Here is a 23,014-nt window from a genome sequence, read left to right as displayed (position 1 = left end):
GGCAAGCACCACTTTTTTCAACTTGCCTTTCCACTATAGCGACCATCTCGTCCCATGCCTGAATATGCCCACGCCCTGGTGTGGTTTCGCCGCGACCTGCGGGATTTCGATCACGCTGCGCTTTGTCACGCGCTCCAGTGCGCCCGGCAGGTGGCCTGTGTGTTCGTATTCGACCGCGACATCCTGGATGCGCTCCCCGGCCCGGCCGATCGGCGGCTCGAGTTCATCCATGCCAGCGTCACCGAGTTGCAGCACGCCCTGCAGGCCCGGGGTGGTGGACTTATCGTGCGGCATGGCGTGGCCCGCGACGAGATCGTTCGACTGGCAGCCGAACTCGGGGTCGATGCCGTGTTCTTCAATCACGATGACGACCCGGCCGCCCTGGCGCGCGACGCGGCTGTCGAAACCGCCCTGCATGCGCAGGGCATGGCCGTCCATCACGACAAGGATGCGGTCATCTTCGAACGTGGGGAAGTGCTTACAGCCAGTGGTACCCCTTACAGCGTCTTTACTCCCTACAAGAATGCCTGGCTGAAAAAACTGACGCCCTCTCATTTGCAAGCCTACCCGGTTGAAGCGTATGCCGGCCAACTGTCCGCATTGTCGACACCGGTTCCCACCTTGCAGGAAATGGGGTTCGCCCCCACCAATCTGCGCGAGCTCGGGTTCCCGACAGGCATGTCGGGCGGCGCGCAATTGTTCGGGGATTTTCTGCAGCGGATCGACCGTTATCAGGCCACGCGCGATTTTCCTGCACTCAAGGGGCCGTCGTATCTGTCGGCGCATCTGCGCTTCGGCACGGTGTCCATCCGCCAGCTTGCCGCTGCGGCCTGGCGGCAGGGTGGACATGGGGCGCAGACCTGGCTGTCCGAGCTGATCTGGCGCGATTTCTACCACCAGATCCTCTGGTACCGGCCTGACGTCGCTCAGGGCCATGCCTTCAAGCCGCACTATGACGCGCTGCCTTGGCCGAATCCGCCGGGGCATTTTGCAGCCTGGTGCGAGGCGCGTACGGGTTATCCACTGATAGACGCGGCAATGCGCCAGCTCAATCAGACCGGCTACATGCATAACCGGCTGCGCATGGTCACGGCCTCGTTCCTGACCAAGGATCTGCTGGTCGACTGGCGGCTCGGCGAGCGTTACTTCGCCGACAGGCTGATCGATTACGATCTCGCCGCCAACAGCGGGGGCTGGCAATGGGCGGCCTCGGTCGGCTGCGATGCCCAACCTTGGTTCCGCATCTTCAATCCGCTGGCGCAATCCGAGAAATTCGACCCGCAAGGCGTGTTCATCCGCCGTTACGTGCCCGAACTCGCCCGGGTGCCGGAAAAGTTCATCCATGCACCGTGGCGGCTGCCGGTCAGCGAACAGATGCGCCTTGGCGTGATCGTCGGTCAGACCTATCCTGCGCCCATCGTCGAACATGCGTTCCAGCGCGCGCAGGCGTTGGCGCTGTTCAAGGCCATTCGGCCGGCGCGTTCGGTCTAGCCGGCGTTCGGCCGGCAGATGGGCGGACGCGTGGCCAGTCCGGCCAGATAGCAGTCTATCAGCGGCTCGGCGCACACGGCGAGGTCGTAGCTCTCGGGATTCAACACCCATTCATGCATCAGGCCGACCATGTAGGCATGCAGGCCCTGAGTTGCCAGAAAGGTGTCGGTGGTGGGCGGCAATTGGCCGCAGGCAACGGCCTGGTCGAAGAGTTGCTGCACCTGCGATAGGCAGGCGGCGCGATCGGCATCGTTTTTTGCCACCACTGGCGCCAGCTCCGCAGTGAACTCGCATTTGTGGAAGATCACGTCGAACATTGCCTGGGTGTCGGCATGCTGGGCCAATTGGGTGAGTGCCATCAGGGCAAGCTGGCGGACCATGGCCAGCGGGTCGCGCTGTGCATTCTGGCTGGCCTGGGCCAGGAGCGCTTCCACCGGCAGGGTGCCGCGCTCGCAGACGGCCTGAAACAATTCGGCCTTGTCCTTGAAGTGCCAGTAGATGGCTCCCCGTGTCACCCCGGCCCGCTCGGCGACGTCGGAGAGTCGCGTGCGTGTGACGCCGCGTTCGCGAAATACCTGAAGCGCGGCGGCAAGCAGGGCTTGACGGGTGGCGAGCGCTTCTACACGGGTTTTTTTGACCATACGCAGAATTGTCCAACAAATGACCAGAGCCCGCAATTTACATTCATGCATGTATGCTTTTATGATGGCGAGGTATAAATAATTTCAGGGGGCACCATGCACCGATTTTCCGGGGTAGTGGTTGTGGGCTTGAGCGCTGTGCTCACAGCGTGCGGACAACATGAAACGGCACAACAGGGCGGCGGCGCACCGCCCCCAGCGCAGGTGACAGTGGAAGCGGTGACGCCGCAAGTGGTGCCGATCAACTTCGAATATGTCGGGCGACTGGAAGCTTCGCGGGAAGTGGAGATCCGGCCGCGCGTCGCAGCTGTTATCGAGCATCGCTATTTTCAGGAAGGCGCGCCGGTCAAGGCGGGTGCCCAGTTGTACAAGCTCGACGCCGCCAGCTTTGCCGCTCAGGTTCGCGCGGCGAATGCCGAACTCGCCAACCGGCAGGCATTGCTCGCAGAAGCCAAGCTGGAACTGGACCGCAATCGCGCGCTCGCGGCGCAAGGTTTCGTCAGTACGCGCGCGCTGGATACCACACAGACTGCGCTCGCAGTGGCCGAAGCGGGGGTGCGCACGGCTGAGGCGAATCTGGCCGATGCGCGCATCAGCCTCGGCTACACCGACATTCGCGCCCCCCTCGCGGGCGTAATGGGTCGCGCGCTCCAGGTCGAAGGTGCGCTGGTGAGCCCCACGGGGCCCGCGCTCACCACGTTGGCGCAGATCACTCCCATCTATGCGCGCTTCTCGATCGGCGAGGACGCACGCCTGGCGCTGGAGAAACAGCGTGCCGAAGGGACGCTGGAACAAGGCCGGCAATACGTTCGTCTCGTGCTTGCCGACGGGACGCGGATCGCGGCCACCGGAACGCTCAACTTCAGCGATTACAAGGCGAATTCGCAAACCGGCGCGTTCGATATGCGGGCCGAGTTTGCCAATGCCGACGGCGTCTTGAAACCTGGGCAATTTGTGCGGGTGGTCGTCGAAGGCGGGCAGCTGCCCGATGCGATTACCGTGCCTCAGCCCGCGGTGCAGGATGGCCCGACCGGCAAGTTTGTCTATGTGGCCACGCCCGGCGAGAAGGGGATGATCGTCGCGTTGCCCCACCCGGTCGAGGTCGGCGCGTGGATAGGCGGCGGCGAGCCAGGCAAGGGGGCTGGCCGCTGGGTGATCAAAAGCGGCCTGAAGTCCGGCGACAAGGTCGTGGTCGATGGCATGGCACGGATCTTCTTCCCGGGCATGCCCGTCGCGCCCTCTGAAGCCGGGACTGACCCGAAGGCTGCGGCTGTGCCGCCCGCCGCCACGAAACCATAAGGAACGCTCATGTTCTCGCGCTTCTTCATCGACCGGCCGATTTTTTCGGTTGTGATCTCCATCCTGATCGTGCTCGCCGGGCTGCTGGCGATGCGCGTGCTGCCGATTGCGCAGTACCCCGAGATCGCGCCGCCGGTGGTCACGGTACGTGCGGTCTACCCGGGCGCTTCGGCCACGGTTCTGGAACAGACCGTCGCGGCGCCGCTGGAAAACGCGATCAACGGCATCGAGGACATGATGTACATGAGCTCGACCTCGGCCTCGAACGGCGTCCTGGAAATCCAGGTGACGTTCGAGATCGGCTCCGACGTCGACAAGGCCGCGCTCAACGTCAACAACCGGGTCAAGCAGGCCGAGGCACGGCTGCCGGAAGAAGTGCGCCGCCAGGGCGTGACAGTGGAGAAAGGCTCGTCCGCCTTCCTGCAGGTGCTCGCCTTCCTGTCGCCCGATGGCCGCTACGACGATCTGTACACCAGCAACTACGTCACGCTCTCTGTGCTGGACCGCCTGAAGCGTATTCCCGGCACGACCAATGTGCAGATATTCGGTGCCAAGGACTACGCCATGCGCATCTGGCTCAAGCCCGACCGCATGGCCCAGCTGGGTGTGACCGTGGCCGATCTCACTCGCGCGATCAACGAGCAGAACGCACAGTTCGCACCCGGCAAGATCGGCCAGCCGCCAGTCGACAACGGGCAGGCGTTGGTGTATTCGCTCACCGCCAAGGGGCGGCTCGCCGATCCCAAGGAATTCGAGAATATCGTCGTACGCGCGAATGCCGACGGCTCGGTGCTGTACCTGAAAGATGTCGCGCGGGTCGAGCTCGGTTCCAAGGATTACGACTTTGCGGGGCTCTACAATGGAAAACCCGCGACGCTGGTGGGCATCTTCTTGCAGCCTGGCGCCAATGCACTCAAGGTGGGCGACGAAGTGATCCGCACGGTCGAGGAACTGAAAAAGACATTCCCGCCCGGCCTCGACTATGCCGTGCCCTATGACACCACACGCTTTGTCGAGGTGTCGATCCGCGAAGTGGTGAAAACCCTGGGCGAAGCCATTCTGCTGGTTGTGCTGGTGGTGTTCGTCTTCCTGCAGAACTGGCGCGCAACGCTCATCCCTGTCCTCGCCGTGCCTGTGTCGCTGTTGGGCACCTTCGTCGGCTTGCTGTTGCTCGGCTACTCGATCAATACGCTGACGCTGTTCGGCATGGTGCTCGCCATCGGCATTGTGGTCGACGATGCCATTGTGGTGCTGGAAAACATCGAGCGCATCATCCACGAGCACAAGAAGACCCCACGCGAAGCGGCGCTGCTGGCGATGCGCGAGGTCACCGGCCCGGTGATCGCGATCGTGCTGGTGCTGTGCGCGGTGTTCGTTCCCATCGCCTTTCTCGGCGGCCTGACCGGTGAGTTGTACCGGCAGTTTGCGGCGACGATTGCGATTTCGGTGGTGATTTCCGGCCTCGTTGCGCTGACCCTCACGCCGGCGCTCTGCGTGGCGCTGCTCAAGGGCGAGAAGCCGCACGAGCCGGGACGCTTTTTCCGCGCGTTCAACCGGGGCTTCGCGGGCATGACCCGGCATTACCAGGGCGGGGTGAAATTCCTCATGCGACGCTCGCTCGTCGCGCTCTCGATTTACCTCCTGATGATCGCCGCCGCCGTCACCTTGTGGAAATTCACGCCTGGCAGCCTGGTGCCGGACGAGGACCAGGGCTATTACATCAGCGCGGTTTACCTGCCGGATGGTTCGGCGTTGTCGCGTACTGAGGCGGTGGTCAAGCAGGTCGATGCGATCGTGCGCAAGGACCCGGCCGTCCAGCACGTGGTCGCCTTCGCCGGGCTCGACTTTCTCGGCGGCGGCTTCCGCAACAGTGCGGCGACCATCTTCGTCGCTGCGCGCCATTGGGACGAGCGCAAGAAGACCATCCAGCAGATGGTCGGCGAAATGATGGGTGCGACGTCGGGTATCCGTGAGGCACTGGTGCTGGCCTTCGCGCCGCCGCCGATCTTCGGCCTGGGCAATGCCGGCGGGTTCGAGTTCTACATCCAGAACAAGGGCGAGGGCGGCCCGCAGAAACTGTCGCAGGTCGCCGATGCCTTTCTCGCCGCTGCGCGCCAGGACAAGCGGCTCGCGCAGGTGCTGACACTGTGGCGACCGCACGTGCCGCAGCTGTATGTCGACGTCGACCGCGAAAAGGCCAAGATGCTGGGCGTCAAGATCGATGACGTGTTCACGACCTTGTCGGCCACGCTCGGTTCGTATTACGTCAACGATTTCAACAAGTATGGGCGCACCTGGCAGGTGTTGATGGCGGCCGAGCCGGACGCGCGGAAGACGCCGCAGGACGTGTCGGCGCTGTTCGTGCCCAACGCGTCCGGCGAGATGGTGCCGATGTCGGCCCTGGCCAAAATCAGCTTTTCGTCCGGTCCGGAAACACTCGACCGTTACAACAATTCTCAGGCGGTCAAGATCATGGGCAGCGCGGTGCCCGGGGTCAGTTCGGGCCAGTCGCTAGCCATCATCGACGAAATAGCGAAAAAAGTACTGCCCCCCGACTTCAGCTACGAATGGACCGGCGCCTCGTTCCAGGAGAAGCGTTCGAGCGGGACATCGGGCATCGCGCTGGGTTTGGCGGTACTGATGGTGTTCCTCATTCTTGCGGCGCAGTATGAGAAATGGACGCTGCCGTTTGCCGTTCTGATGGCGCTGCCCTTCGGCACCTTCGGCGCGCTGGCGGCGGTGTGGCTGCGCGGACTGTCCAACGACGTGTATTTCCAGATCGGTCTGGTGACCTTGCTGGGACTTGCGGCGAAGAACGCGATCCTGATCGTCGAGTTCGCCGTGCTGAAAAAACAGGAGGGCTACTCCAGTGTTTCAGCCGCGCTCGAAGCTGCCCGCCTACGTTTCCGTCCCATCCTGATGACCTCACTCGCCTTCATTCTCGGCGTGCTGCCGCTGGCGATTTCGACCGGCGCGGGGGCCGGTGCACGCCATGCAGTCGGTACGGGCGTCGTCGGCGGGATGCTGGCCGCTACTTTCCTCGCGGTGTTCTTCATCCCGCTCTTTTTCCACTGGGTGTCCGACAGGCGGCTACAAGCCAAGGCGGAAGAGATCGATGCGCATCCGCATGCCACGCGCTACGACAACGTCCATATGCCCTCCCACCATCCGTCGCCGGTTTCGAAACCACCGGAAGCACCGTAAAGCCGCCGGCCTACCGCGACTCGCCGTGGGCCGGCAGGCAATACCCATAAGACAATCGAAACGCGCCCGGTTGGCCGGCAGTGCACATGCGGGCGTTGACCTCGGCCGGTAAAACCGAAATACTTGCGTCGGTAGTATGGTTAATTGTGCAACCCTCCAGTCAAGAGAGGATCGCCTGCTTTAATGTCAGGACAAGACACACACCGCCTCGCCGGCATACTGCTGCTGTCCGCGAGCATCCCCTTGCTGCTGTGGCAGGCATTTCCAGCCAATCAACTGACGCTCTCGGCCCCGGCTTTCCTGGCGGTCCATTCGATGATGGAAATCTTTGCCGTCATCGTGGCCGCGCTGGTTTTCTTTACCGGCCACGGCGTACAGGAAACCTTGCGCTCGATCCGTTCCGTGGCATTGGGCTGCGCGTTCCTTGCGGTGGCGTTGTTCGACACCCTTCATTTCCTGTCCTATATCGGCATGCCGGACCTGGTCAGTCCGAATTCCCCCCACAAAGCCATCCTGTTCTGGCTGTGCGGCCGCCTGGCGGCCGGGATCGGGCTGCTGGCGTATGTGCTGCTTCCGGAAACCCCTGCCACGCGTGTCCCCGCCAGCCGCTACGGCTGGATGGTTGTCCTGCTGATACTGGGGAGCCTGTCATACGGGCTGCTGGCATCGCCCCACGCCATTCCCGCGATGTATGTCATGGGCGAGGGATTGACCCCGCTCAAAGTGGCGCTCGAATGGGGTGTGTTCGGCCTTTACCTTGCGATTGCCGTCCTGCTGTACCTGCGTCGCACGCGCATCACCCACTGCGATTTCGAGAGCCTGATGCTGGCCCTGCTGCTGATGGCGGCGGCCGAGCTGTTCTTCGTCGTGTATGTGCAGGTGAGCAGCACGGCCAACCTGCTGGGACATACCTACAAGGTGTTTGCCTATTATTTTCTCTATCGCGCGATCTATGCCGAAGCGGTGAGCCGCCCGTTCCGCCAGATGCGCCATATGCTCACGCATGATGACCTGACCGGATTGCCGAACCGGACCGCATTCGGCGAACGGCTCAACCAGTCCCTCCTCACTTGCAATGAGGCAGCACCTTGTACTGTGATGTTGCTGGATCTCGACCATTTCCAGAACGTGAACGACACGCTGGGCCACGAATACGGCGACCTGCTGCTGGTGGCGGTTGCCGAGCGTATCCGGACGAGCCTGCCTCTCCCTGCCTACCTGGCCCGTTTCAGCGGCGACGAATTCGTGATCCTGTTGGAAAACACTTCCGCCGAACAGGCCAAGCAGGTGGGGCAGACCCTGCTGGACGCCATGGGGCGGGAATTCGATATCGGCAATGACCGCCTGGGGATCGGCGTCAGCATCGGTATCGTCAGTTATCCGGCCGACGGTGAGTCGGCCAGCGTTCTGATGCGCTATGCCGATCTGGCCCTGCATCGCGCCAAATCGGCCGGCCGCAATTGCTTCCGAGTGTTCAGCCGCGATCTGTCCGAAGAAATCCAGCGCCGAGTGCTGCTTGAAACGCGCCTCAAGCAGGCGCTGGAGCATAAGGAACTGGCCCTGCACTACCAGCCCAAGCTGGAAATCCGGACAGGCCGCCTGATGGGGTGGGAGGCGCTGTTGCGCTGGCAATCGGCGGAACTGGGCATGGTCAGCCCCGATGAATTCATTCCGGTGGCCGAGCACACCGGCCTCATCCTGCCGATCGGCGACTGGGTGGTGCGCGAGGCCTGTCGTCAAATGCGCGCCTGGCAGGATGCGGGCCTGCTGGCCGGCACCATGGCGGTCAACCTGTCGACCCGCCAGTTTCGCCAGAAGGATCTGGCGGAGGAGGTCAGCGCCGCTCTGCACGACACCGGGCTGGCGGCGGGCGACCTGGAACTGGAAATCACCGAATCGTCGATCATGGACAATCTGGCGACCGCGGCTACCGTGCTGACCGAACTGGAGCGGCTGGGTCTCCGTATCGCCGTGGACGATTTCGGTACCGGGTATTCCTCGCTCAGCTATCTGAAGAGCTTTCCCATCCACTGCCTGAAGATAGACCGTTCGTTCATACGCGACATTCCCGGTGACGAAAACGACACCGCCATCGTGCGCACCATCATCGCGCTGGCCGGCAGCCTCGGCCTGACCGTGGTTGCGGAAGGCGTCGAAACTGACGCGCAGCTGGCTTATCTGCGGACCCATCATTGCGATCAGGCCCAAGGCTATTTCTTCAGCCGTCCATTGCCGCCGGATGAGTGCATCAAGTTGATGCGGGCCGGCTTGCGGCGGGTGGCTGCATAGAATTTGCTGCACTGAATGAAAAAACCGGGCAATGCCCGGCTTTTTCATTCGGCGTTCTCGCCGCGTCTGGTTAGCTCTACCTGTAAAGGGTAGGCCGTGCTTGCCCCCGCAAGGGGGAGGCCGTGGTTGTAAAGCCGACAAGTCGGCAACAACCACGCACTAAAGACGCTAAAGCGGCAACCACCACGCTCACGCGGCCTTTTCGTGATGGTAGCCGGTCACGGTGTCCACTTCGCTCTTGGAGCCCAGAATCACCGGCACGCGCTGGTGCAGGCCTTCGGGCGCCAGATCGAGGATGCGCTGGTAACCGGTGGTGGCGGCGCCGCCGGCTTGTTCGACGATGAAGGCCATCGGGTTGGCCTCGTAAAGCAGGCGCAGCTTGCCGGCCTTTGACGGGTCCTTGGTGTCCTTGGGGTACATGAAGATGCCGCCGCGGGTGAGGATGCGGTGCACTTCGGCGACCATCGAGGCGACCCAGCGCATGTTGAAGTCCTTGCCGCGCGGGCCGGTCTTGCCGGCGAGGCACTCGTCGACGTAGCGCTGCACCGGCTTTTCCCAGAAACGCATGTTGGATGCGTTAATCGCGAATTCCTTGGTCTCGGTGGGAATCTTCATGTTGGGGTGGGTCAGCACGAACTCGCCGACGTCACGGTCGAGCGTGAAGCCGTTGGTGCCGTGGCCGAAGGTCAGCACCAGCATGGTCGAGGAGCCGTAGATCGCGTAGCCGGCGCACACCTGCTGGGTACCGGTCTGCAGGAAGTCTTCCATCTTGGCGGCGCGGCCGGCGACCGGGGCCTTGAGGATCGAGAAGATGGTGCCGACCGAGATGTTGACGTCGACGTTGGACGAGCCGTCGAGCGGATCGAACACCAGCAGGTACTTGCCCAGCGGGTACTGGCTGGGAATGGCATACACCTCGTCCATCTCCTCGGACGCCATGCCGGCCAGGTGGCCTGCCCACTCATTGGAGCGGATCATGATCTCGTTGGTGATGACGTCGAGCTTCTTCTGCGTCTCGCCCTGCACGTTCTCGGAATCGAGCGAGCCCATCACGCCCAGCAGCGCACCCTTGTTGACGGCGTTGGAGATCGCCTTGCAGGCGGTGACGACGTCGTTCAGGAGCGAGGTGAAATCGCCGGTGGCGCCGGCGGTGCGGCGCTGTTCTTCAATGATGAACTGGGTAAGGGTGGTGCCGGTGTGCATGACGGTCTCCAGAAGCGGAATTAAATGAAAATATTAGAACAATCAAACATTTTATCACGTGATAAAGATATCAAATATCCCTGGCAGACTGACGAAGCGTTTCCCCGGGACATGAAAAAAACCCGCCTGGAGGCGGGTTGTTGTCGAGTGCGACCTGAAGTTCAGGCTTGGCGCCGGCTGACGCGAAAGCCGATCAGACCCAGGCCGGCCAGCATCGTCATCCAGGTGGCGGCATCCGGTACCGGCTGGGCCACGGGATTGATCGTCAGGGATTGCAGCTTGGCAAAGTCGTTGTTCTGGCCGATCCGGGCAGCTACCGCTATCCAGTCGTAGCTTCCGGTGAAACTGGCGAGGCTGACGGTTTTGACGGTGTTCACGTTGTCGGTATTGTCGTACAAGGTCGCCGTGCCAATCAGACTGGCCTTCAGTCCGGCCGGGCTGAAGGCGCCTGCGCCGGCCCAGATGCTGAGATCGGAATCGCCGCCGAACTGGAGCATGGACAGGGACTGCAGGTTGACCGCGTTGGAGAACGTGAAGAGGACCAGATCGTCGGCGCCCTTGTTGCCCAGCGCGTCGGCAAAATTCTTGGCCGTGCAGGCGGCTTTCTCCTGGCTGCTGCATACGCCCAGGCCGAAACCCGGCGTGAGGGTCAAGGCCGCCTGTTCGAACTGGTTGGCGCGTGCCGTGCTCGACCAGGCGCTGGCCGAGATCGTCAGGCCAGCCACCGTGGTGGTGTAGGTATTGCCATAGCTCTGGGCGAGCCCGGCGCCCGAGGTGAAGGAAACGTCTACGGCGTGCGCCTGGGCGGAAACCAGGGCAATACTCAGGATGGCGGCAAATCGATTGAATGGGGTCATGTCTGCTCCTGTCATTCGGCGCGGCCAGGGATGGGCCCTGCAGCCAGCTTTGCCTGAATGGAGCAATATGCATGCCTTGTGAGGTATGCTATCTGTAAGCTGTTGATTGGTATTTGATTTTTATGGGTGTGCAAGACAGGTGTGCCGCGGCGCCCGGCCCTACACATGGCGGCAATGACGGGATTCAGTCAGTCCCGACGAGTTGGTCGGAGCGGGTGAAGGTCCAGGTGCGGGTGATCGACAGGATGTCGGCCTTTTTTCGCATATCGTCTGGAAAGGGCGCGTAGGGGGCAGCGAGTTCGACGATCCTGATCGCGGCGGCGTCGAGGATCTTGGAGCCGGATGAGCGGTCAATGTCGACGGTCTCGATGCGGCCGTTGGCATAAATCGATACGGTCAGCCGCAGGCTGCCGTAGATACCCTGGCGGCGTGCGGCTTCCGGGTAATTGACGTTGCCGATGCGCTCGACCTTGGTGACCCAGTCCTCCACATAACGCGCAAACGCGTATTCGCGCACATTGGCGCCGACAAAGGCGCGCTTGGGACGTTTCTGGTATTCGTCCCATTGCTGCGAGATGCGCGCCTGCAGTTGTGCCATTTCGCGTGCCTGTTCGTTGAGTTGGCTGGCGTCGACGGTGGGCTGAACGGGAACGGGGGGTTCGACTGGCGGCGGAGTGTGCAGTTGGGCGTCGGGTTTCAGTTGGCTCAACAGGGTTTTGGCCTGCTGTTCGAGGGAGGCCACCTTCGCCTGCAAGGCGGCCTCCTCGGTCCCGGTCTGGGTTCTGGCGCTGGCAGGAAGCGGGCTTTTCAGCCGGCGGTCTTCATCGGTGTTGCCACCCCCCGCCAGGTTCACTTGTGCCAGTGCGTCGGGATTGAGCGGGGAGTCCACGCTTTTGGCGTTGACCAGCACCACCTCCATCGGCAGATTGGGATCCTCGAACAAGTGCGGATTGACATGCACGAACTGGGTCGAGAGCACCATGCCATGCACCGCCGCCGACGCCAGCAAGGCCAACGCCATGCGCGTGCCCTGCTTGGAGGGCGCGGCGAGAGCGGGAGACGGAGCAGGAGCAGAAGACACCATGGACTCGAAATGATCGGACAAGCTGGATTCTACGGAACGACGGCGGCGCTGTCAGGCGGCGGTGCCATCGTCTCCAGGTACTCGGCATGAAAGCTGATGTCCAGCAGGTCGATGCTGGAAATGGCCAGCCGAACTTTCGATCCGGGTGCAACACCCATCACTGAGGGTGCGCGTGTCACCATCGGCAGGGTGTCGAAGCTAACCAGATCTTCGCGGATCACGCTGGCGGTGACTTCATGGATGTTTTCCTGGATCAGCCAGCGCAGCATCCAGTAACGCTCCAGCCGCCGCTGGAATTCATTGTAGGCGTCGTACGCCAGCTCGAAGTCGCGTACGGTCGAGAACAGTTGCTCGCTCCTTGGGGGATACACCGGATCGGTCCCTTGCACGATGCTGATCAACTGGCGCTGGTTGACCAAATCGACGTAGCGCCGCAGCGGTGACGACGACCACGCATACTGGTCGACGCCGAGGCCGACGTGCGGGTCGGGCGACGTCGTCATGCGCGTCTTGCCGTTGGCCTGCGCGCGGTAGATGCCGGGCACGCGCTTTTCCGCCAGCCAGCCGCCCCAGTGCGCATTGGCGAAGATCATCAGCTCCGACACCACCTTGTCGATCGGGCTGCCGCGCTTGCGCGGCACGATGCTGATGCGGTCATTGTCGACCTTGAAGTTGTAGTCGACGCGGTCGACCGTGTCGGCCTTGCCGCGCCCGGCTTCCAACACCGCGGCAAAATCGCGCAGCCATTCGAGTTCGCGGCGGTAGGGGTAATCGGGTACGTCCGGGTTGCGCAGGGTCTCGTCGTTGAACAGCACCTCCAGCGTCTCGTGGCGCAGGTTGTCGGCGATGTGCACCATCTCCAGCTTGGTTTCGGTGGCCAGGACCCGTAAATCGGATGCCACGTCGACATACAGCGACAGCGCCGGACAGTCGTGGGTCTCGCCCAGCGTGTAATGGTGGATCAGCGCCTCGGGCAGCATGGTGATCTTGTCGCCGGGGTAGTACACGGTGGAGAGCCGCTCGCGCGCCACCTTATCGAGCTCGGAGCCCGGCGCGATACCGAGCGCCGGCGCGGCGATATGGATGCCGACGCGGACGCTGCCGTCGTCGCGCCATTCGACCGACAGCGCATCGTCGATCTCGGTGGTCGCCTCGTCGTCCATCGAGAACGCGCGCACGGCGCTCCTGGGCAGCTCGGGGGGATCCATCGGCTCGGTGACCGGGGCGAAACCGGTGCCGCGCGGAAAATATTCCAGCAGGAAGGTCGCCATGTGGAAGTCGAGCGTCGACGGGATCGCACCGCAGCGTTCGATGAGTCTCAATTGCGACAGCCCGGTGACCGTTGCCGCGTCTTCCAGCGCCTTGTATTCCAGCGTGTTCTTGTCCGGCGCGATGAGGATGCGCGGGATCAGCGAGACGTATTCGGGCGGCAGGCGGAAGGCCGCAAGCTCGGTGGCCAGATGCGCTTGCCGTTCCGCCGCGAGGCGTTTCTTCTCCAGACCGGCCTTGGCCGCTGCCAGCGTTTCGGCCGGTGCCGGGCGGTAGCGTCCCTTGCCCTTCTTGTGGAAATAAATCGGCGACGCGTGCAGCTTCAGCAGCAGCGCGACCGATTCGGCCGGTCGCGGCGTGTGGCCGTAGTACTCCTGCGCCAGTTGTTCGAAACCGAATTCCTCGGTGCCGGCTGCTTCCCACAGGAAGTCGGCGTCGAGATCCTGGGCCAGCGTTTCGGCCTCGGCCATCACCTCGGCCGGCGCCGGCGCGGCGAAGCGCAGCAGGATATTGGCCGTCTTGATCTTGCTGCGCTTGCCCGAGGCCGCCTCCACCTGCGCCGTGGCGTCGGTTTCGGACAGGATGGAGCCGGCCTTGAAATGGCCGTCCTCTTCAAAGATGAGATGCATGGAAAATCAGAAATCCAGGATGGTTTGGAAGTGGCGTTCGAACCCGGCAAAACCGTGGTCGCCGCCGTCTTCGATGATCTGCGTGGCGCCTGTGTAATAAGCGACGGCGTCGCGGTAGTCGAGCACCTCGTCGCCGGTCTGCGCCAGCAGCAGATAGCGCTCGGGTTGCGAGATGGCGGGGACGTCGAGTGCCGCGAGTTCGGCCAGGTGCGCCTCGGTAAGTTCCCATGTCTCGCCGCTGTGCCAGTTGGTCTGCGGACCGAGTGCGGCGCGCAGCAGCGTGTGCGCGTGCACGGCGGGGTTCACCAGCACCGCTTTCCAGCCGTGCCGCTCGGCCAGGTGGGTGGCATAGAAGCCGCCCAGCGAACTGCCGACCAAGGTGACGGATTCAGGGTGGCGTCGCGCCAGTTCGGCCTCGACTTGGGCAATGGCCGCGCGCGGGCTGTTGGCGAGCGCCGGGCAATAGTAATCGGCCTGCCCTCCGAGACGAGCCATGTGCTCGCCCAGCTGCCGGGCCTTGCCGGATGCGGGAGAGGAGTTGAAGCCGTGGAGATAGACAATCATCCCCGGATTTTACCGGGGCGGCTCCCATTCCAGAAATTAAGTGTGAATGGGCCCTAATCGTCGAAGCAGTAGAAATCCGCCTTGGTCACGCCGCAGTCGGGGCAGTTCCAGTCGTCTGGGATGGCTTCGTAGCGGGTGCCCGGTGCCAGGCCGTGGTCAGGGTCGCCGAGCGCCTCGTCATAGACATAGTCGCAGACGGCGCAGGTCCACTTGCGGAAGGCGGGGACGGATTCGGGGGCAGAGACAGCAGCAGAGAGATTCATCATGGCAATTTCCACGGATCGAGCGTGGCCAGCAGGTGATTGAAGATGGCGTCGAGCTCGCCGCCCAGACCATCGAGCTGCGGGTTGACGTAGGGCTTGAAGACTTCGGTGGCCGGGCGGTGCGCGACCCAGGTGCGGCCGCCGGCCTCGTACAGGTGGATGCGCAGCGGGATATCAATGCCCGCCGCCTTTTCCGCCGCCCAGATCTTGGCGGCATAGTCGGGACGAAACACCTCGAGGATCTGGTCGGCCGGCACATCGATCCCCTTTTTTGCGCAATTGGCCTGGCCGTTGGCGTGGCCGACCAGACCCATCGGATAGGCAGCGATGGCGGCGATCAGTTTCCCTGCGGCTTCGTCCACTGATAGCGATACGGCAAAACGGATCATGCGACCTCTCTTTCATCCTGCGCCCGTGCGCAGGCGTGGCTGTCGAACTCATGCAGCTCCTTGCGCAGGTGCTTGATCGCCGGGGTGACGATGGCGATGAAGTAGGCCTCGCGCAATCTGCGCTGTGCCGCATTATTCGACAAATAGCCCTTGGCGCCCAGATGCAGCATCGCCGCGTTGGCGGCCTTCAGGCTCAACTCGCTGCCGGCCAGCCGCAGTTGCAGCGTTTCCTTCACGTGCGGCGCGCTGCCGTCGCGGTCGATGCGTTCGGCCAGATCGTAAGTCGCGGCGTCGAGTTCGTGCGGGTGCCAGCTGCCGGCGCGTCGCACCGGAACACGTCATGGAACTGGTAGGCGAAAGGCGTTGACGGGAAATCCCTGTCGTACCCGATGTACTGGCCCGTTACTTGCGCCGCAGCCAGGTCTCGAACTCATCCGGCGGCAGCGGTTTCCCGGCGTAGAGATACCCTTGCGCGTAATCGCACCCTGCCGCGGCCAGCAGGGCGCGCTGCCCGGCAGTTTCCACCCCTTCCGCGATGACCTTCAGCCCCAGTTCGTGCGCCATGACGATGATCGCCCTCGATAAAGCCATGTCGTTCGGGTCCGTTTCGATGTCGCGTACGAACGACCGGTCGATCTTCAGATAATCGATGGGAAACTGCTTGAGATAGGACAGCGTGGAATAGCCCGTCCCGAAATCGTCGATGGCGATCTGGATGCCGGCGTCGCGAAACGCCAGCAACTGCTCGGTGACGTCGGCATGCGCATTGAGCAACAGGTTTTCCGTGATCTCGATCGTAAGATTCGTGCCCGGCAGTCCGATATCCTGCAGATGCCGTAACCATGCCCGGGTGCGCGGGCGTCCTTCCGCCCGGAATTGCACGGGCGACATGTTGATGCTGATCTGGAAGTCGTCGCCGAATTCATGGCGCCATGCCTGCGCGCGCCGCGCCGACTCCATGAGGACCCATTCGCCGATTTCGTTGATGAGCCCGGTTTCTTCGGCGAGCGGAATGAAATCCATCGGATTGACCAGCCCGCGCGAGGGGTGCCGCCATCGCAGCAGCGCTTCGGCCTTGTGGATGCGGCCGGTGGACAGATTGACGATCGGCTGGAAATGGGCGACGAATTGCCCGGCTGCGACCGCTTCGCGCAGGTCGCGGGACAGTTTCAGGCGAGTCTGGGCGGCTTCCTGCAGCGACGCCGTGAAATAGAAAAAGCGATTGCGTCCATGTTTTTTGGCGGCATACATGGCCTGGTCGGCATGCTTCAGCAGGGTGTCGATATCGTCGGCGTCGCCCGGATACACGGTGATGCCGATACTGGCCGTGACATAGACCACTTCGTCGCCAAGGCGAAAGGGCTCGGCCATGCGCCCGATGATTTTCTGGGCGATGTCCTCGATATGGGTACGATCCGACAGGCCGGCCAGAATGACCGTGAACTCGTCGCCGCCCAGGCGCGCGACCGTGTCGGCATCGCGAATGCAACTGCGGATACGCCGGGCCGCCTCCTGCAGCAGGATATCGCCTACGTCGTGCCCCAGTGTGTCGTTGACCTCCTTGAACTCGTCGAGATCGACCAGCAGGAGCGCCAGGAAAAAATCGGCACGCTGGGACTTGATGATTTCCTGGCCCAGGCGGTCGAGGAACAGCCGCCGGTTGGGCAGTTGCGTCAGCGGATCGAAGTTGGCCTGGCGCTGGATGGTTTCCTCAGCCTGCCTGCGCTCGCTGACATCTAGGTAGGTTCCGATCAGCCGCGTGGGAACACGGGCCGAATCGCGGGTGACCACCATGCCATGCGTCTGGACCCATTTCCAGCTGCCGTCCTTGCAGCGTTTGCGATGTTCGTGGGTGAAGGTGTCGCGGCTGCCATCAAGCAGCGGTTGCCGTGTGGCCATCAGGCCGGGCAGGTCGTCCGGGTGAACACGCTGCAGCCAGTCGTCCATGCGGGGGCCGATCTCATCGTCGGCAAAACCCAGCATGGCCTTGCTGCGGCTTGAAAGCAGAATCCGGTTGGCCGGAATGTCCAGGTCCCATACTCCGGCTCCCGTGCTATCCAGCGCGAAGCGCCAGCGCTCCTCCACATCGCGCAACCTTGCGTTGATCTCCGCGGTCTCCCGTTTGGAGAGGACGAGCTTGCGCACGAGCGGCGTCACCAGTCCGTACAGCAGGAGAACGCCGGTCACGACCAGTACGGCCAGTAGCGGAATGATGATTTGGAGTTGTTGTCTGACGGGGCCGAACAGTTCGGCCTGGTCGATCTTCAATACCATGCCGGGCCCCAGGCGGCCCAGCGGGGTGTAGGCGGCAATCACGTTCTCGTGGCGGTAATCCTGCGTGAATACCGTGCCGGTTCCCCCATCCAGTGCATGGCTCATGGGCAGCGGTTGCCCGCCTATCGTGCGGGCCAGGCGCGCGAACACATGTTGCGACCGGGTGAGCGGGAAACATTGCATGTCCTTTTCCAGCGGGGCGCACAGGGCGAGTTCCACGGTTTTCCCAAGCACCCCTGCCTCGGCGATGGCATCCGTCAGTCTCGGCAGGGTGGATTCGGTCCGTGCCGTGCCGATGAGGTGGCCCGTTTCGTCCATGACCTCGCGGTCGACCCGCAGGATCAGTTGCCCATCCCACAGCAGATGTGATTCGGCCTGCGTATGGAGGAGCACGCTGAGCGCCGGGCTTTTCGACGGGTGGCCTGCACGCACGATCGTCTGGCCGTGGCTGTCATGAAAGGAGACGCTGGCGAATCCGATCGGCAGGAAGGAGTCCGCAATCTGCTGGAGGGCTTGTCGGCTGGTGTCATTGTCCGGCTTCGCCTTCAGCATCTGCAGGTTGTGGATCACGAAAGGGCGGGTGGAAACGGCCAGCGCATTGGCCACGCTGGCGCTGATCTCGCTTTCGAACAGGCGGCGGTCGTTCTGCAGGGCGGCGGCCAGGCTTTTGACGAGGATGGACTCCGCCTGTCGCTGCATCAAGGCATACACGGCGAGGCCGGCGGCGAGCGTCAGGACAATCAGGATGAGGCCGCCTATGAGGCCGATGCGGTGACTTTCGAATTGCCGATCCAAATACGTTCCCCCCGATCTCGCGTCGCGCATGCCGGGGCGTGCGTGCGCAAGGTATTGATATCGTGGATGCTGTTACAGATCGACAACTTACCACGCATTCCGGGAGAAGGTTGAAAGGGCGTACGGCCACTCTAGTGGCCGTACGCAATGATAGCCAGTGCGTCAGCGTGCCATCGCCATCGCGTTCACCGCCACACGGGTACTGGCGCGCTGGCTCAGCAGGCTGTTGAATATCAGTGCCAGGATGACAAACGCAGCGCCTGCCAGTTCGGCAAGCCCGAAACGATGGCCGAGGATGACCCCGATGACGAACGCGGATACCGGAACGAAGTTGATGAACAGCACGCCGTTGAGTGCGCCCAGCTTCCGGATGCCGGCGTTCCAGCTCAGCACGGCGATCACCGCGCCGATCACCACCATGTAGGCCAGTGCCCATAGTCCGTCCTGCACGGCCGCCATGGAGGGCGGATGAATGTGGCCCAGATGTGTCATCGCCCCAGTCGCGGCAAAGATGCTCAGCACACCCAGCAGACAGGTCAGCGTGGTGTAGCGCAACGGCGACCAGTGCGTGAAGCGTGCGGCCCCAAGGGTGTAGAACACCCAGCACAGTGCACCGAGCAACAGCAGCAGGTCACCGTCGACCTGGCTCGAGGCAGACAGCGCGGACAGATGGCCGTTGCTCACCACCAGCACCACGCCGGTCAAGGCGATGGCGATGGCGATCAGCGTGTGCGAGGCCGGGCGGGTACCGCGCATGCCCCAGTTCACGAGGGCGGTCATCAAGGGCATCAGCGCCATGATGACCGCAGCGTGCTCGGGTCGGCTGTGCGCCAGACCAGTGAACGCGAGCAGGTTGAAGCCGGCAAAGCCCAGGCTGCCATATAGCCAGAGCAGCATGCCGCGACCCTCGAACCTGAAGGCGCCCCGCCCTTCGCGGTAGGCCAGCAAGCCGGCGAAGAGAAAGGCGGCGCCCCCATAGCGGATGGCGGTCATATGGAACGCGTCGATCTGCGGCAGCAAGGGCTTGGCGACCTGGAACATGCCGCCCCAGGAGACGGCGGCAAGCAGCAGCAGGCCCATGGCCTGGAAAAGCGAAGCGCGGGACATCGTGATCTCCTTGCAGCAATGCGATGTGCGTAGCGTAGCCATTCGAGTCTTGTTAAAAATCCCCCCGGAAGGCATATGATTGTTTCCCTGTGGTTAACAATAGTGTCTGCCATGCTCGACCTGGAAGCTGCCCGCATCTTCACCCTTGTGGTCCAGAACCAGTCCTTTTCGGAAACCGCGCGCAAGCTGGGCGTATCGGCGCCGGCCATCAGCAAGCAGGTGGCGCGCCTGGAAAAATCGCTGGATGCGCGGCTGCTGCAGCGCACCACGCGCCGCCTCGGCCTGACCGAAGCCGGCACGGCGTTCTACGCGCATTGCGTGCGTATGCTCGAAGAGGCCGACGCCGCCGAACGCGCGGTCAGCCGACTGCATGAAGCACCGCGCGGCCACTTGCGCGTCAGCGCGACCGTCGGCTTCGGCAGCCTGCGCATCGCCCCGCTGCTGCCGGGCTTCCTGGCGCGCTACCCCGAAGTGAGCGTGGAACTGGTGTGCGACGACCGGGTGGTGGATATGGTCGACAGCGGCTACGACCTCGCCCTGCGCCTTACCGCCCAGCCCGGCGAACTGCTGGTGGCGCGGTCCCTGACTGCGGTGCGCCAGATGCTCTGCGCTGCGCCCGTCTATCTCGAACGCCGCGGCACGCCGCAACGGCCGGAAGACCTCGCCGACCACAACTGCCTGTGTTACCTGCGCAGCGACGAGACGGGCGACACCCGCTGGGCGTTCGTGAGCGAGGGCCGCCCCCTCAATGTGCCGGTGGCTGGCAATTTTTCCACCAACAATATCGACGCCCTGCGGCGGGCTGCGATGGCGGGGCTGGGGATCATTCTGGGTTCGAGTTACCGGCTGGAGCCGGATATTCGGGCGGGGCGGCTGGTGGAGATTCTGGCGGATTTTCTGCCTGGGCAGGATGCGCGGATTTATGCGGTGTATCCGTCGAATCGGCATCTGAGTCCGAAGGTGCGGGTGTTTATTGATTATCTGGTGGGGGCGTTGGGGGAGGCCGCTTAGGACGCTGGTCTCGGGGCCGTTTGTACTGGGCTTGTCGAAGGGCGTGTACGCTGTAGCTGGGCTCTTTGCAGGACTGCGGACCGTTGGCCGGGGGTTGCCCGGCGGCAAGTTACTTTTCTTGCTTGCCCAAGAAAAGTAACCAAAAGAAGGGCACCCCGACATCCCCGAATTCCCGGAAATCGAGCCTGCCGAGCCGGCGGCGAAGAACTCGCCCCGCCTGGCTATTTTAATTTTGTTTTTTGTGGGCGGGGCTCAGACACCTTCGCCGCTGATCCGCCCGGCAGGCTCGATTTCCGGCGGGGCTGTGAGGGGGAAAAGTCAAAACCAGGGCGGTGGTGACTGGGTGGCTTGCGTGCTTGTGCCCGCCATCCGGCGCAATGCCCTTCGGCTAGTGCATGCTAAATCCCCGTTGCTTCGCGGCCAACCAATAGATAATGAAGGGGGAAATCGACACGGCAAGCAAAATGACTACAGCATTAAATCGAAATCTCAGAGAAGGACTGTCCTGAAAACGCATGACAATGCCTGTAATCGATAATTGAACTATGGGCAGGACAGCAAAGCATAGCCAAAAGGCATCGGCAAACCATAGCGAAGCGATCGAAAGTTTCCATATCGCAAAGGCGCCGCCCAATATTGCTAGCAATAGGGCAATAGCTGAGCCCCACTCCCTTATTCCGATAACCGAATTCTTTGTTCCTTGGAACAGAACCAGCAAACAGGTGATCGCCGTGGCGAGATAGATAAGAAACAACGGACCGATAATAATTCCCATGACTGGATCCTCTTCTGGTGCATTGCGGGTGTCCTTGCCAACGATCAGCAGCTCGCGTGGGGCCAAAAATAGGTAACCACAAGCATCTGGTCACCACTGTCCTGGTTTTGACTTTCCTCCCCTCACAGCCCCGCCGAAGATCAAGCGTGTCGGGCGGATCAGCGGCAAAGGTGTTTGAGCCCCGCTCACAAAAATCAATTCAGTCCAGCACAAGCGGGGCGAGTTCTTTGCCGCCCACCCGACGCGCTTGATCTTCGGGAATTCGGGACTGTCGGGGTCGCCTTCTTTTGGTTACTTTTCTTGGCGAGACAAGAAAAGTGACTAGCTGCCGGGCTACCCCCGGCCAACGGTCAGCAGTCCTGCAAAGAACCCAGCTACTTCAAGCATGCCCTTCGACAAGCTCAGGGCGAACGGCAACTGTCCCTTACTTACGCATACCCCCCATACCGATGCATAGGCGTCAACACAATATCCTCGTGATAGTGATGATGCAGCGCATCCAGCAGCTTGGCGTGAATGCCGCCGAACCCCCCGTTGCTCATCATCAGCACATGGTCGCCAGGACGGGCATCGGCGACCAGCTGGCTCACCAATTTATCCAGGTTGTCGAACACGCGCGCCTTGTCGCCCAATGGGGCCAACGCCTCGGCAGGGTCCCAGCCGAGGTTGGCGCCGTAGCAGTAGACCTGGTCGGCCTCGACGAGGCTGTCGGGTAGTTGGGCTTTCATCACGCCGAGCTTCATGGTGTTGGAACGCGGCTCCAGTACGGCGAGGATGCGGCTCTTGCCGATCTTGGCCCGCAGGCCTTCGACGGTGGTGGCGATGGCGGTGGGATGGTGGGCGAAGTCGTCGTAGACGGTGATGCCGTGCACGGCGCCGCGGATTTCCATGCGGCGCTTGACGTTCTCGAAACGGCTCAAGGCGTCGATCGCGGTGGCGGCGGGCACGCCGGCGTGGCGTGCGGCGGCAATCGCCGCGAGTGCGTTCATGCGGTTGTGTTCGCCGATCAGCTCCCACTTCACGCGGCCCTGCAGCGTGCCGTTGAAGAGGACGTCGAAGTGGCCGTTGGCGTCGGGTTCGCCGGCGCTCCAGCCATCCGTGCCACCGAATTGCTCGACCGGGGTCCAGCAGCCGCGCGTGAGCACGCGCTCGAGGTTGGCGTCGGTGCCGTTGGCGACGATGAGGCCGTTGCCGGGGACGGTGCGTACCAGATGGTGGAACTGGGTCTCGATGGCGGCGAGGTCGGGGAAGATGTCGGCGTGGTCGTATTCGAGGTTGTTGAGGATGACGGTGCGCGGACGGTAGTGGACGAACTTGGAGCGTTTGTCGAAGAAGGCGGTGTCGTATTCGTCGGCCTCGATGACGAAGAAGGGCGTGTCGGTCAGCCGCGCGGAGACTTCGAAATTCTGCGGCACGCCGCCGATGAGAAAGCCGGGGCGCATGCGGGCGTCGTCTAGGATCCACGCGAGCATGGCGGAGGTGGTGGTCTTGCCGTGGGTGCCGGCGACGGCGAGCACCCATTTGTCGCGCAGGACGTTGTCGGCCAGCCATTGCGGGCCGGAGGTATACGCAAGGCCGCGTTCGAGGATGGCTTCCATCAAGGGGTTGCCGCGAGTGACGACGTTGCCGACGACGAAGATGTCGGCCTTGAGGTCGGCCTGGCTGGCATCAAAGCCTTCGATGAGGTCGATGCCGAGCGCGCGCAGCTGGTCGGACATGGGCGGGTAGACATTGGCGTCGCAGCCGGTGACCGTGTGGCCGGCTGCGCGGGCGATGGCGGCGATGCCGCCCATGAAGGTGCCGCAGATACCGAGGATGTGGATGTGCATGGTGGTGAGTGGTGAGTAGTGAGCGGTAGGCTGTAGACGGA

At 62.8% G+C, this 23,014-nt stretch carries 18 protein-coding genes; 5 read left to right on the top strand and 13 right to left on the bottom strand.

Going from position 1 to position 23,014, the window contains the following annotated elements; translation table 11 throughout:
* Positions 1 to 54 precede the first annotated feature (54 nt).
* The gene (locus B058_RS0104665; RefSeq protein WP_018507321.1) at positions 55 to 1,491 is read left to right on the top strand and encodes a cryptochrome/photolyase family protein; all 1,437 of its coding nucleotides are present in this window, start codon (positions 55 to 57) and stop codon (positions 1,489 to 1,491) included.
* On the opposite strand, the gene B058_RS16450 is transcribed toward B058_RS0104665, so the two are convergent.
* Positions 1,488 to 2,132 carry a TetR family transcriptional regulator gene (locus tag B058_RS16450; protein WP_018507320.1) on the bottom strand — a complete coding sequence of 215 codons (645 nt, stop codon included), beginning with the start codon at positions 2,130 to 2,132 and terminating at the stop codon, positions 1,488 to 1,490. The genes B058_RS0104665 and B058_RS16450 overlap by 4 nt on opposite strands.
* A 96-nt stretch (positions 2,133 to 2,228) precedes the next feature.
* On the opposite strand from B058_RS16450, the gene B058_RS0104655 reads away from it, so the two are divergent.
* From B058_RS0104655 to B058_RS0104645, 3 genes are all read left to right on the top strand, one after another.
* Complete coding sequence (locus B058_RS0104655; protein WP_040723294.1) at positions 2,229 to 3,431, top strand: efflux RND transporter periplasmic adaptor subunit; 1,203 nt, start codon at positions 2,229 to 2,231, stop codon at positions 3,429 to 3,431.
* Between the two features lie 9 nt (positions 3,432 to 3,440).
* Positions 3,441 to 6,635, top strand: coding sequence for an efflux RND transporter permease subunit (locus tag B058_RS0104650; RefSeq protein WP_018507318.1), 3,195 nt, complete (start codon positions 3,441 to 3,443; stop codon positions 6,633 to 6,635).
* Between the two features lie 183 nt (positions 6,636 to 6,818).
* Positions 6,819 to 8,924: a putative bifunctional diguanylate cyclase/phosphodiesterase gene (locus tag B058_RS0104645; RefSeq protein ID WP_018507317.1), complete on the top strand. Its 2,106-nt coding sequence runs from the start codon at positions 6,819 to 6,821 to the stop codon at positions 8,922 to 8,924.
* Positions 8,925 to 9,113: 189 nt separating this feature from the next.
* Here the strand turns inward: B058_RS0104645 and B058_RS0104640 are convergent, their stop codons facing one another.
* From B058_RS0104640 to B058_RS0104595, 10 genes are all read right to left on the bottom strand, one after another.
* A complete protein-coding gene (locus B058_RS0104640; protein WP_018507316.1) occupies positions 9,114 to 10,127 on the bottom strand; it encodes a class 1 fructose-bisphosphatase in 1,014 nt (337 codons plus the stop codon).
* Between the two features lie 161 nt (positions 10,128 to 10,288).
* A complete protein-coding gene (locus tag B058_RS0104635; RefSeq protein ID WP_018507315.1) occupies positions 10,289 to 10,984 on the bottom strand; it encodes a PEP-CTERM sorting domain-containing protein in 696 nt (231 codons plus the stop codon).
* A 184-nt stretch (positions 10,985 to 11,168) separates the two neighbouring features.
* On the bottom strand, positions 11,169 to 12,005 hold the full coding sequence (locus tag B058_RS0104630; protein WP_018507314.1) for an energy transducer TonB: 837 nt from the start codon (positions 12,003 to 12,005) through the stop codon (positions 11,169 to 11,171).
* 92 nt (positions 12,006 to 12,097) lie between these two features.
* Positions 12,098 to 13,966 (bottom strand): ribonuclease catalytic domain-containing protein, encoded by a 1,869-nt coding sequence (locus B058_RS0104625; protein ID WP_018507313.1) that lies wholly within the window; start codon positions 13,964 to 13,966, stop codon positions 12,098 to 12,100.
* Positions 13,967 to 13,972: 6 nt separating this feature from the next.
* On the bottom strand, positions 13,973 to 14,530 hold the full coding sequence (locus B058_RS0104620; protein WP_018507312.1) for a YqiA/YcfP family alpha/beta fold hydrolase: 558 nt from the start codon (positions 14,528 to 14,530) through the stop codon (positions 13,973 to 13,975).
* A 53-nt stretch (positions 14,531 to 14,583) separates the two neighbouring features.
* On the bottom strand, positions 14,584 to 14,796 hold the full coding sequence (locus tag B058_RS16445) for a rubredoxin (protein ID WP_018507311.1): 213 nt from the start codon (positions 14,794 to 14,796) through the stop codon (positions 14,584 to 14,586).
* Positions 14,793 to 15,182 carry a DUF302 domain-containing protein gene (locus B058_RS0104610; RefSeq protein ID WP_018507310.1) on the bottom strand — a complete coding sequence of 130 codons (390 nt, stop codon included), beginning with the start codon at positions 15,180 to 15,182 and terminating at the stop codon, positions 14,793 to 14,795. The genes B058_RS16445 and B058_RS0104610 overlap by 4 nt, the downstream gene beginning before the upstream one ends.
* A complete protein-coding gene (locus B058_RS0104605) occupies positions 15,179 to 15,511 on the bottom strand; it encodes a hypothetical protein (RefSeq protein ID WP_018507309.1) in 333 nt (110 codons plus the stop codon). The genes B058_RS0104610 and B058_RS0104605 overlap by 4 nt, the downstream gene beginning before the upstream one ends.
* 73 nt (positions 15,512 to 15,584) lie before the next feature.
* Positions 15,585 to 18,251 carry a putative bifunctional diguanylate cyclase/phosphodiesterase gene (locus B058_RS0104600; protein ID WP_018507308.1) on the bottom strand — a complete coding sequence of 889 codons (2,667 nt, stop codon included), beginning with the start codon at positions 18,249 to 18,251 and terminating at the stop codon, positions 15,585 to 15,587.
* Between the two features lie 162 nt (positions 18,252 to 18,413).
* Positions 18,414 to 19,358: a DMT family transporter gene (locus tag B058_RS0104595; RefSeq protein WP_018507307.1), complete on the bottom strand. Its 945-nt coding sequence runs from the start codon at positions 19,356 to 19,358 to the stop codon at positions 18,414 to 18,416.
* A 111-nt stretch (positions 19,359 to 19,469) separates the two neighbouring features.
* Here B058_RS0104595 and B058_RS0104590 point away from each other — a divergent pair, with 111 nt between their 5' ends.
* Positions 19,470 to 20,369, top strand: a complete 900-nt coding sequence (locus B058_RS0104590; RefSeq protein WP_018507306.1) for a LysR family transcriptional regulator — start codon at positions 19,470 to 19,472, stop codon at positions 20,367 to 20,369.
* A 388-nt stretch (positions 20,370 to 20,757) separates the two neighbouring features.
* On the opposite strand, the gene B058_RS0104585 is transcribed toward B058_RS0104590, so the two are convergent.
* Both B058_RS0104585 and mpl read right to left on the bottom strand, forming a co-directional pair.
* Positions 20,758 to 21,210 carry a hypothetical protein gene (locus B058_RS0104585; RefSeq protein ID WP_157265507.1) on the bottom strand — a complete coding sequence of 151 codons (453 nt, stop codon included), beginning with the start codon at positions 21,208 to 21,210 and terminating at the stop codon, positions 20,758 to 20,760.
* 362 nt (positions 21,211 to 21,572) lie between these two features.
* A complete protein-coding gene (mpl, locus tag B058_RS0104580) occupies positions 21,573 to 22,973 on the bottom strand; it encodes a UDP-N-acetylmuramate:L-alanyl-gamma-D-glutamyl-meso-diaminopimelate ligase (protein ID WP_018507304.1) in 1,401 nt (466 codons plus the stop codon).
* Positions 22,974 to 23,014: the final 41 nt, after the last annotated feature.

Source organism: Thiobacillus thioparus DSM 505 (genome assembly GCF_000373385.1).
In the GTDB taxonomy this organism is placed as follows: Bacteria; Pseudomonadota; Gammaproteobacteria; order Burkholderiales; family Thiobacillaceae; genus Thiobacillus; species Thiobacillus thioparus.
Note: the sequence above shows the minus strand (reverse complement) of the source record. Positions and strands in the feature narration are given on the sequence as shown.

Excerpts from the sequence above, each read along its gene's own strand:
- B058_RS0104665 (WP_018507321.1), top strand. The coding sequence starts at position 55 with ATGCCTGAATATGCCCACGCCCTGGTGTGGTTTCGCCGCGACCTGCGG.
- B058_RS16450 (WP_018507320.1), bottom strand. The coding sequence starts at position 2,132 with ATGGTCAAAAAAACCCGTGTAGAAGCGCTCGCCACCCGTCAAGCCCTG.
- B058_RS0104655 (WP_040723294.1), top strand. The coding sequence starts at position 2,229 with ATGCACCGATTTTCCGGGGTAGTGGTTGTGGGCTTGAGCGCTGTGCTC.
- B058_RS0104650 (WP_018507318.1), top strand. The coding sequence starts at position 3,441 with ATGTTCTCGCGCTTCTTCATCGACCGGCCGATTTTTTCGGTTGTGATC.
- B058_RS0104645 (WP_018507317.1), top strand. The coding sequence starts at position 6,819 with ATGTCAGGACAAGACACACACCGCCTCGCCGGCATACTGCTGCTGTCC.
- B058_RS0104640 (WP_018507316.1), bottom strand. The coding sequence starts at position 10,127 with ATGCACACCGGCACCACCCTTACCCAGTTCATCATTGAAGAACAGCGC.
- B058_RS0104635 (WP_018507315.1), bottom strand. The coding sequence starts at position 10,984 with ATGACCCCATTCAATCGATTTGCCGCCATCCTGAGTATTGCCCTGGTT.
- B058_RS0104630 (WP_018507314.1), bottom strand. The coding sequence starts at position 12,005 with ATGGCGTTGGCCTTGCTGGCGTCGGCGGCGGTGCATGGCATGGTGCTC.
- B058_RS0104625 (WP_018507313.1), bottom strand. The coding sequence starts at position 13,966 with ATGCATCTCATCTTTGAAGAGGACGGCCATTTCAAGGCCGGCTCCATC.
- B058_RS0104620 (WP_018507312.1), bottom strand. The coding sequence starts at position 14,530 with ATGATTGTCTATCTCCACGGCTTCAACTCCTCTCCCGCATCCGGCAAG.
- B058_RS16445 (WP_018507311.1), bottom strand. The coding sequence starts at position 14,796 with ATGATGAATCTCTCTGCTGCTGTCTCTGCCCCCGAATCCGTCCCCGCC.
- B058_RS0104610 (WP_018507310.1), bottom strand. The coding sequence starts at position 15,182 with ATGATCCGTTTTGCCGTATCGCTATCAGTGGACGAAGCCGCAGGGAAA.
- B058_RS0104595 (WP_018507307.1), bottom strand. The coding sequence starts at position 19,358 with ATGTCCCGCGCTTCGCTTTTCCAGGCCATGGGCCTGCTGCTGCTTGCC.
- B058_RS0104590 (WP_018507306.1), top strand. The coding sequence starts at position 19,470 with ATGCTCGACCTGGAAGCTGCCCGCATCTTCACCCTTGTGGTCCAGAAC.
- mpl (WP_018507304.1), bottom strand. The coding sequence starts at position 22,973 with ATGCACATCCACATCCTCGGTATCTGCGGCACCTTCATGGGCGGCATC.